The following is a 6,276-nucleotide window of genomic DNA, read 5'->3' on the forward strand; positions in this document are numbered from 1 at the left end:
AATTGTTTCTGTGTTTGTAAAATGATTATTTCGTGACGCCTTGTTTGCTTGCCGAAGCAAATTGGTACAGCTGCTCGACTTTCTCTTCTGTCAATTCGCCGCTATTATCGAACACGGTAATCGACGATTGCGGGATTTCCCAATTGATTTCTGGCACGAACTGTACGCGAGTAGCGAACGAGTCCCAGTTGTCGAGTTTCCATTGGTCACGTACCGTTTGGCGATCGATAATGCGCGTTTTTTGCGTTTCCATATCAGAGAGCGTAACGGTGATCACTTTCACATCAACTTCTGCATGTGTGCGTCCCGCAGCGGATAATACGTCTTCAATCCATTGATTATTCTTAAGCTCAGCTGTGAATGGGCTAATCATGAACACGTTCTGGCCCGCTGCTAGATTCTCGATGCAGATGTCCTTCGTTGTATCATATTCCAAATCACGAAGGTGCTTCTTATAGAAATCAGAGTCGCGATCATTCGGATCAAGGCCATTCGAAGCGAGGATATGCTCGACGAACCGTCCGCCAACTGTGTCGCGGTCAAGGAATGCTGCTGGGATGCGTTTAGCGAGTTGCCGTGCAACCGTTGTTTTGCCAGTGCCGGCAACGCCTACGAAAAAGATTAATTTTTGCACAATAAGTTCCTCCAGATGTCATAATAGATTTCAATATTGTAACACTAAATGCTAGAGAACTGAATAGTTTCGTTGCACGCATTCGTTGCACAATTCTTGCCGGGCTTGGTGGCGGACCGATATAATAGTAACAACATAAGGAAATAGCCTATAAGCAAGTATTGATGCACCAAATAGAACGAATGTTCGTTTTTAGGGAAGAGGCATATAACTGGCATCTGTTCATATATGGGAGAAAACATGCCATTATTTGGCTAAATGTCTAATAGGCGGCGATGATCGCGATCTTGACGAGACCAACGCTATGGACATATATGCGAACATTCGTTCCTATGTGCAGAAATAGGCATTTTTATAGCTTATTGTTAGAAGGGCACATAGCGACCAGCCTTTCATTCTTTTCAATATGATAAATGCCAAAAAGCTAGGCGACATCAGGGTTTACGAGGATTCCTTGGTGGAGAATCCGTTGTCGAATTGCGATCCGTTTCATGCAGCAGCCACTGTGTAGAATGGAAAGTGCGATATTACGCCATTACGAACATGTGTTCTATTCAAGATAAGAGACCGTATTTAGATCGGATTAGCTTAAATTATGAAAGGGGCAATTTTACGATGAATAAAGAGAAAAAACGAATTGGTGTCGTCGGCCTAGGCGATATCGCCTCCAAAGCTTACCTGCCTGTGCTTGGTACGCATCCCGAAGTTGATCTTGTTGGCGTCATGAGCCGAACGGCATCGAAAGTGGGCGCGATCGCGGATCAATATCGGATTGAAGGGCGGTTTACGGAGTTGGAGGGGCTGCTGGATATAAAGCCGGACGGCATCTTCATACATAGTGCAACAGAGGCGCATGAGCAAATCGTTACAGCATGCTTGGAGCGGGATATCGCTGTGTACGTTGATAAGCCGTTATCCTATGAGATCGTTGCTTCGGAACGAATGGCAGAGCTGGCGGTGAAGCGGGGCGTACTGCTTGCAGTAGGGTTTAACCGACGGTTTGCGCCAAGGTATCAAGAAGTGAAACAATGGTGCCAACACTCTGGCGGATTCGACCTCTTGCTTCTGCAGAAGCACCGTACGTCATTGCAGCAATTACCGGCAGCCCACACGTTATACGATGACTTGATTCATATGCTTGATCTGATGCTATGGCTGGGCGCTTCTCCCTATGAGCTCACTTCCTATGTACAACAAAACACTGAAGAAGGAAGATTGCGGCACGCAACAGGTGCGGTGACGTTCAGAAGCGGCGGCTTAAGCGATCACGGATCGCAGCGGGCTGCAAGTTTTAGCATGAATCGATCTGCTGGTTCAGATCTTGAGCGAGTAGAGCTTCATGGCAACGGGTGCTCGATAGAGGTCGTCAACATTGAAGCAGCGACTTGGCAGCATAACGGCACCTATGAAGCGAAAACATTTGGCAGTTGGGACTCCATTGCTAAGCGCCGCGGATTCGCAGGCGTGATCCAACATTTTCTCGATTCGATCGAAAATCCAGCAAAGTGCACAGTGAAAGCTACAGATGTGCTTGATACGCATTGGCTGGTGGAGAAGTTGATTGCACGGTCAGGCAATCAATAAGAATGCAAATGCTAACACCATTTCTCAAAAGGAAATGGTGTTTTTGTTTTAATAAATCGGGCTGTGGACGAATAGTGAATATAAGGATATTATTAGATTACATATATTGGATGGATTCAGCCATCGCATGGAGGGATGTCAACTATGACAATCAATGAGGATTTCCCGTTTGAAATACGTCGTTTATACTTAAATGAAATTTCTGGACTCCTTGCGCTTATGAAAGATGTCATTTCACGCCTGCCTAACCAGGACTTATTTGCTATGGATGACGAGGATTACTTCATAGGACTATTTAGCGGAGAAGGAGAGGTTTACGGCGCATTTAAAGAAGGAAAATTAGTTGCTGTTTCGGTGTTGGCATTTCCAGGAATAAGCCGGAAAAACCTTGGCCTTGAAATTGGAGTGTTAGATCACGAATTGCATTTAGTTGCGGTATTGGATTCAACGGTTGTACATGAATCCGTTCGGGGGCAAGGATTACAACGTATCTTTCATGAGCTAAGGGAGAAACGTGCTGCAGAAAATGGATATCGTTACTTATATTCAACGGTGCATCCAGACAACCATGCCAGCGTGAACAATTTAGTGCATGCTGGTTTTACTCATCAGTTTACTCGCCCGATGTATGGAGGAAAAATCAGGCATTGTTATGCCAAACGACTGATCGGGAAATAAGAAAAGCTCAGCGATTAGGCTATGAAGATACGAAGGGAAGCACCTAGCGCAATCACATTGTTCGTATTACAGGGATCCCCTCTGCATTTATTCTAAAAGGGAGAACCACTAAAAGAATGTAATGAGGTGGATAAGTAATGAGATTATGGCAAGTTGCTGCTGGTGACGGAGCTCGAGATTACTCATTGGTTTTTTTGAAGTATGATGTTATGTTTTTGAGCCCTGGAAATTTGGGCCATTTCGGTGACAACAAATCCCGAATACACAAAGTGACATTCCAAAGGAGACTGTTAATCAGATATCAAATTTTTACTCTGAACCGCAATCAGGAGATTATGTTTTATTGCGTAAAGGTAAGCGTGTGATCGCAATTGGAAGGATACCTGATGGACCTAATGATCATTATAGTTGGGAAGATTCTTTGTTCATCAAAAACAACGGGACGTGAAACCGTTCCGTTGTTATTTATTGTTAGTATATACTTATACACAAAACCCGTATTTTATACATATGTCAGTATGAGGGCAAGTTGTAACTCTCACCAAATGACAAGAACTTGAGCCGGTGTCCAGTATCAGTTAAATGCGAACTCCTATACTCCTGCAATCATACTTAGCTCATAAGTTCGTATTTGATTGTTATGGTAGTATGACGGTAACGTTACAGAAATCCCTTCGCTTATCTTCGAGTCATACGTAAGCTTTTCGTTGACAAACATTTATAATCATTAAAAATAAAAAAGCCGCAAACATGCGGCTCCTCCCATAACGATATATTCTTTTATCCCTTAACACCCGACGGAGCAGCGCTGTTGCTCAATCCTTGCCAATTCATGGTCTTTTAAAATTGGGATCCAAGTAGCTCTTTATTAAATTCACCATTTGATCAATCATTGAATCAACCATTGCCTCAGAAATTTCTATTTTTGAACCATCGTGGCTAGCTGGATCGCCAAAGGTTAAAAGAAAGTTTACTTTCCCTAAGTCCCTCGCGAGGCTTATTTCTCTTACCAATTCCTTAAGTTGGCTAGAACTTAAACTCTCATACCGTTTCGGAAGTTGCTTTCCGGTCTCTTTTGTATATGCCTCCTTACAAAGGCGTTCAAGTGATTTACGCATCAGATGGAGAGCAATTTCCCGCTGCTCAAAGCCCCCCTTTTTAAGTTTGGACGCTTCTTTTATGTATTCGGCAATTGTTGCCGCGCGTTCGGCAACTTCTGGTCCAAAAACTCCATAACTTATGAACTCATAATGAGTATCTGTCGTGAGCGATTTTTCATGTGCTTCTGTGGCTTTCTTGAGATTTAACATCCGTTGCCCTATTTGATGTATTGAGAAACCTTTCTCAATGACTAATATGTTGCTCCAAATCCGAGTAAGTAAATCTATCAATTCGATCTTTTCATTTTCAGCTGCTTTCTTCAGCAGATACGGGGTGATCTTCGCCTGAATCAAAAGCGCCTTCTCTCTTTGAAGCTGGGATACTTCAATGATTTCGGTGGTTTCAGCTATTTGAACAACTAGACTCGTAAAATGATTTATCTCAAAGATTTGGCGATCAAAACCCTGTATCAGATCGTTCAAAGTAGCCGAAGTCCCCTTCTCCCAAGTTTCAAACTTGGCATTTACTTCAGTTATTAATGTAATACTTGTCATCAATTCCTGTTGCATTTGATCGGTTAAATCCGTTAATAAATCTTGGAACGTTTCGATCTGGATCCTGGGAGGTACAACTTTTCTAAGTACATGTTGAAGTTGAGGCACCTTTTGTTTAAGAAGTTCCATGTTCTGCTTTGAGATTAAATAGAGTTTATGGGTACTATCGTAATCGTCGACTTCCTTTTCAAGAGATGACTTTTTCTCTGGCGTTACGGTTGGTTCACCGCAAAATGGACAGGTTGGTTTATCTTTTTCTGACAGTTGCATACCTTGCTTGAGAAATGTAATTCGCTCCAAGATACCCTTTGTTTCACATGCCGCAACATAACTTGGGAATGTGGTAGCGTATGACTCGATAGATTCAACAACTTCCTTTAGGATCTTGGCAGGAGCCTCCATAGTTCCCGGTTCCGTCGAGGCAGCTTGCAAATAAGACTGAGGCAGAGCAGAAAGCAGGGTAGTCATACCTTCCCTCTCAGCTTTAAGCGCTAGAAGAGGTTCATCTGGCAGGTTTCCCATCAATTGTGCAGTCAGTTTATTCAATTCGATCCTAAAAGCCTCTATGTTGAATTCCTCTAAAGAACGCTCCAATTCCGCAAAAAATGGTTTTCCTCTTAACGCTTTAACTATGTCCGCCAACGAAGTCGAGAAGGATGCATTTGCATTGTTAAATTGAGTAATGGAGGTAGTTAGTGCATTTCGAAATCCTGAAATTAGCTCAAGCCCGAGCATTTTTGAGATAGATTCCCATCGTTTTGATGGTTCACTGTTTATAAACTCTTTAAGTCCATGCTGAGCAATCACCGGCATTGGACTTTGTATCGAAATTCCTAGTGATTGAAAATTTTGACATTGTGTCCCATTCAAAAATACATTGGATTTTTCGTCACTGAGCAATTCCCGTCGAATGGTATGGCGTGACATATCTTCTAGTATGATGTCAGCCTCTACATATGCGACATCTAATGTGGGGTAATGCAGATTGCGCAGAGAGTTCCTAAACTCCAGTTTGCTTCTTGCAAACAACAGTTTCGATGTTCCCCCGAAAAAAAGCCATTCTAAGGACTCCGCAAGGCTGGTCTTTCCAAGACCATTTGGCCCGTATGCTGCATTGAGCCCTTTTGAAAATCCAAACTCTTGAACTAGATTGAATCCCCTAAAGCCGGAAATTCTAATGTTCTCCAGTTTCAGAAACTTCACCCTCTTTCAATTTCGATTGAGCAACTGCAACGATACTTTCAACCGAACGATTATTCAAATACGCCTCGATTATATTCTTTTCCATATCCTCCGGAAAGTTTTTCATTAATTCAAGCATTTCAAATGGTATCGTCATAAATTTCCACCCACCTATTTTCAAGTTCTGAGCAATCTTTCTTTAAGGTACGTAATTCGACATGGGCCATCTACTTCCTTTTAGTAAATTAGATGTGTAGTAACCAATTCCTTCTCTAGTTAGTCATCTTCAAAAAGAACAAGGAAAGCTAAGATAAACTATAAAAAAATATAAATTGCAAAAACGATATGACTTCAATTACTGAGATGTTACGTTCTAGATAGAAATGAACACATAACAAATAAAGCTGCCCTCATGATGATATGCTCCCTATACGGTAGACAGGTGAAATAATAAAACCTGTGTTGCCGTAAAGGGAGCATTTTTCGTGTCCAAAAAAGAACATACTGCCTCAGAGAAATTCGCTATCGTTCAGGAGATCGAGA

General features: G+C 42.3%; 5 protein-coding genes. 2 read left to right on the forward strand and 3 right to left on the reverse strand.

Annotated elements, in window-relative coordinates:
* Window positions 1-25 precede the first annotated feature (25 nt).
* Window positions 26-634, reverse strand: coding sequence for an AAA family ATPase (locus tag GON22_RS08245; protein WP_160395629.1), 609 nt, complete (start codon window positions 632-634; stop codon window positions 26-28).
* A gap of 615 nt (window positions 635-1,249) precedes the next feature.
* Between GON22_RS08245 and GON22_RS08250 the strand changes: the two genes are divergently transcribed.
* Window positions 1,250-2,218: a Gfo/Idh/MocA family protein gene (locus GON22_RS08250; RefSeq protein WP_160395630.1), complete on the forward strand. Its 969-nt coding sequence runs from the start codon at window positions 1,250-1,252 to the stop codon at window positions 2,216-2,218.
* Between the two features lie 144 nt (window positions 2,219-2,362).
* Complete coding sequence (locus GON22_RS08255) at window positions 2,363-2,896, forward strand: GNAT family N-acetyltransferase (RefSeq protein WP_160395631.1); 534 nt, start codon at window positions 2,363-2,365, stop codon at window positions 2,894-2,896.
* Between the two features lie 830 nt (window positions 2,897-3,726).
* On the opposite strand, the gene GON22_RS08260 is transcribed toward GON22_RS08255, so the two are convergent.
* Together GON22_RS08260 and GON22_RS08265 are read right to left on the reverse strand one after the other, a co-directional pair.
* Window positions 3,727-5,754, reverse strand: a complete 2,028-nt coding sequence (locus GON22_RS08260; RefSeq protein WP_160395632.1) for an AAA family ATPase — start codon at window positions 5,752-5,754, stop codon at window positions 3,727-3,729.
* Window positions 5,726-5,890 (reverse strand): hypothetical protein, encoded by a 165-nt coding sequence (locus GON22_RS08265; protein ID WP_160395633.1) that lies wholly within the window; start codon window positions 5,888-5,890, stop codon window positions 5,726-5,728. Before GON22_RS08265 ends, GON22_RS08260 begins: the two co-directional genes overlap by 29 nt.
* Window positions 5,891-6,276 lie beyond the last annotated feature (386 nt).

It is taken from the genome of Paenibacillus sp. MMS18-CY102 (genome assembly GCF_009789195.1).
Classification (GTDB): Bacteria; Bacillota; Bacilli; order Paenibacillales; family Paenibacillaceae; genus Paenibacillus_T.

Coding starts and splice junctions, on each gene's coding strand:
- GON22_RS08250 (WP_160395630.1), top strand. CDS start 1,250: ATGAATAAAGAGAAAAAACGAATTGGTGTCGTCGGCCTAGGCGATATC.
- GON22_RS08255 (WP_160395631.1), top strand. CDS start 2,363: ATGACAATCAATGAGGATTTCCCGTTTGAAATACGTCGTTTATACTTA.
- GON22_RS08265 (WP_160395633.1), bottom strand. CDS start 5,890: ATGACGATACCATTTGAAATGCTTGAATTAATGAAAAACTTTCCGGAG.